Genomic DNA, 1,583 nt, shown 5'->3' with positions numbered 1-1,583 from the left:
AGCTTGGCGTTTAACCAGTCTGGCCTCGGTGTTCCTTGATTGATTCGGCGCGTTTGATGGTCTTGCCGACGGGGTGGTGGGGTGCTCGATGCTGGTTCTTGGAGCCGGTGGGGCGTCCAGGGCCAGGGCGGGAGGGTTTCGGTGCGGTGGCCGGACGGGCCGTGGTCGCGCGGATGTTGCGAAACCCTCGCCGCACCCTGGCTGGGGTGAGGCGGCGTGGTTCGGTCCGCCGCTCCCAGGGACGGCGGAGGTCCTCGGCGAGCGGTCGGGCGAGGCGGAGTTGGGTGTGGGCGGCGATGATGAGCCAGGTCCACAGGTCGGCGGTGGCCGCGCGGCGGACCTTCGGGGCGGTCCAGCCGAGGGTCTGCTTCATCAGTCGGAAGGTGTGTTCCAGGTCGAAGCGACGCAGGAAACACTGCCACCAGCGGCCCACGTCCGCCGGTGTCGCGTCGGCGGCCGAGCTCCATAGCCAGACCGGCTTCGGGGTGCGGTCGCCCGGCAGTCGCTCGACTTCCAGCCGCACCAACGTGCCGTGGAGAACAGGGAGTTCTTCCTTCGCGTGTTCCAGCCAGGGGCCACGGTGGGTGAGCCGGGGGTGCATCCGGTCCCAAGCCTTTGCGGCCGCCTTGCCGTAGCGGGTGGTGTCGGTGGCAGCGGTGACGTCGGGCTCGTGCCAGGTCTCGGGCCGGGTGAACGTGAGGACGCCGCCGTGCCGACGGGGTCGCCCGCCCTTCGGACCCGACCGGGCGGGGCCAGGGTCGCGAAGCATGACCCGGTCCGAGCGTAGGCGCCCGACCAGGACGACGGGAAGGCCGGCCAGGGCGTGGGAGAGGTAGGCGACGTCGTAGCCAGAGTCCATCACGATCAAGATCTTCGGATCGCCCGGACTCCAGTGCCCGGCGGCGATCAGCCGGCCCACCACCTCGCGGAGCTGGGCGGCGGTGATGAGCGTGGCGTCGTCCGCAGGGCCCAGACGCACGGTGTCCAGCAGAGCACACCAGGAGGTGCGGCCCGTCTCCAGAGCAGCGACGAAAGAGTATTGCCAGCCGGGGATGAACTGGTCGGTCTTGCGGTCACCGCGTCCGTAGACGTGACAGAACAGCCTCTCGTCGCTGGTGGGAGCGTCGGGGCGGAGCCAGTTGGACACGTCCACGGCCAGTACGATCCGCCCGTCGGCGGCTCTGGGCACCGGCAGGCCGGTCAGCGCGCGACGCAGCCGTGCCGGCTCGGCCCAGCCCCGGTCCAGGGCTGCGTACAGAGCACCGTGGCCACGCCGGTGCTCGACGGCCATCGACAGCTCGACCAGGGTCCTGACCGGCCCGTCCACGCACAGGATTGTGTCTGTCAACTCGAAGAGCGTGTCCGCGCGAGCGTAGAGGGAATCGTAGAACTCGACCCGAAAGCGGGACAGCACTCCCCATGCCTCGCCTGCGGACATCGCACCAGGGACACTCATGGGCAGCGGCCGTTCTCTCGCACTTCCTGACTCAACATCTCGAAGCGTGAAGAACGGCCGTCTCCGCTGTCCCGGGAAGAACCGCAGATCAGCAGGTCGAGTGACCTGCGATGTTAAACGCCAAGCT

General features: G+C 69.0%; 1 protein-coding gene. It reads right to left on the bottom strand.

Annotated features, from left to right (window positions below; translation table 11 throughout):
* Nucleotides 1-10: 10 nt before the first annotated feature.
* Nucleotides 11-1,438 carry an NF041680 family putative transposase gene (locus AB0M87_RS33335; RefSeq protein WP_365859644.1) on the bottom strand — a complete coding sequence of 476 codons (1,428 nt, stop codon included), beginning with the start codon at nt 1,436-1,438 and terminating at the stop codon, nt 11-13.
* Nucleotides 1,439-1,583 lie beyond the last annotated feature (145 nt).

Origin of the sequence: Streptomyces sp. NPDC051320, assembly GCF_040682175.1 — a bacterium.
GTDB lineage: Bacteria > Actinomycetota > Actinomycetes > Streptomycetales > Streptomycetaceae > Streptomyces.
Note: the sequence above shows the minus strand (reverse complement) of the source record. Positions and strands in the feature narration are given on the sequence as shown.